This window comes from Endozoicomonas sp. YOMI1 (assembly GCF_024606345.1).
GTDB lineage: Bacteria > Pseudomonadota > Gammaproteobacteria > Pseudomonadales > Endozoicomonadaceae > Endozoicomonas.
Genome location: NZ_JAHHPM010000330.1, coordinates 1 through 1,610 on the forward strand (window position 1 = coordinate 1; position 1,610 = coordinate 1,610).

A 1,610-nucleotide genomic window follows, 5' to 3' on the forward strand; every position below is an offset into this window, starting at 1 on the left:
TGACCCTCAGGCCGGCAACATCATCGTATTGCGCAAATACAGCAATGGCCGGTGGGTTTCGCTGACCCAGCCGATCAGCCACTATCAGCAAACCGGGCCACAGCAACCGCACTTCAAGGCCACAGATAATTTTTTACTGGCTTACTGTGGCAGGGCAGCGACCATCTGGGGCTTTAGTGATAAGGGTAACTATCTGGTGGAGAAAGGGGTCTTTGAGTGTGACGGGAATATTGGCAGTGCCCAGCTGAGTGATGATGAGCGCCATGCCGTGGTCTTCACCTGGGGTAGCCAGGCTCTCTTTCTGGGTTGTGATGACGATGGGAACTGGTCGCAGGTCGGAAATGTCCATCATCCCGAGACGATGATAAGTGACGACAACCAGGCTCACACCAACCTCATTTGCCAAGCAGCCTTCAATGCCTCCGGGCAACATGCCCTGACCCGGGATATAGACAACAAGGTTATTATTTCCGGTTATGACGGTAGTGGTGCCTGGGTACGAAAGGCAGAAATCAAGGGTTGTGCGGAGGCCAGATTCAGCCCCTCCGGGCATAAATTTCTCGCTCGTCTCGGTAGTGGCCGCTTTAAGCTCTGGGATTGCAAAAGTACTGGTGAACGGCTGGATGACGGTCAGGTTCTTGAGCACATCGGCAGTCGGGAGGTTGTCTTCAGCCCCTCAGAGAACCGATTGCTCAGTTATGGCGATGATACGAATTTCGCCTGCCTTTGGGTGAATGATGACGAAGGTAACCTTGTTGAGGAAGCGAGGGTGTTTCACCAAGAGGGGGTTGACTATGCCGCCTTCAACCCCCAGGAGGACAGTGTGTTGACCTGCGGTATGGACCTGACCCTAAAAATCCAGGGCCTTGACAGCCAGGGTAAATGGCAGGAACAGCTGATGGCTCGACATCAAAATAGCATTCTTGATGCTCGATTTTCTCATTCAGGGCGTCTCGCCTATAGCGTTGGCCTGGACGACACCGCATGTATTCTTGGGCGTGACGCTAATGGCCAGTGGCTGAAACAGGCGGTGACGGGTTCTGATGACTACTCTATCGATGGTGCTGACCTTGATGAGCTGGATAGCCATTTCCTGACCTATGGCAACAAAATATACGACCAACACCAGCCAGGCCTTGTGCAACTCTGGGGTATCGATGGTGAGGGCAACTGGGTAGAAAAAGAGCAGATAAAACTGGATTATCCCGTTAAACAGGCCAGATTTAGCCCCGACAGCGAACATTTAGTGATCAACTGCAACAATGATTCAGATGACGCTACTGCACTACTCTGGAAGATCCCTGCCAGCCCGGGGCAGGAAACAGCACATACTTGAGGTGTGGCAAAATGGTTAGAAACAGGTTCTGAATAATTTCCCTTGCCGTGCCTCCCTTCGGTAATCATATCTGCAAAAATCTGCTCATTACCCGGTCGTAGCTCGATGGCGCATTATCACCACACGGCGCTTAACTTCGCTGTCATTCCGTACAGAGATTGTATGGATCCACCTTGTTGCAGGGATAACCAACGGTCAGCGCGTTCACATCCATGTGACACCAATCGTGCTTTCTAACTTCCGTGATGAGCATGAAGATTTGAGCCTTAAGACA

The 1,610-nt window shown here is 51.7% G+C and carries 1 protein-coding gene; it reads left to right on the forward strand.

Annotated features, from left to right (window positions below; translation table 11 throughout):
* A partial coding sequence (locus KDK15_RS12065) for a WD40 repeat domain-containing protein (RefSeq protein WP_257295604.1) occupies positions 1-1,336 on the forward strand: 1,336 nt, incomplete at its 5' end.
* Positions 1,337-1,610: the final 274 nt, after the last annotated feature.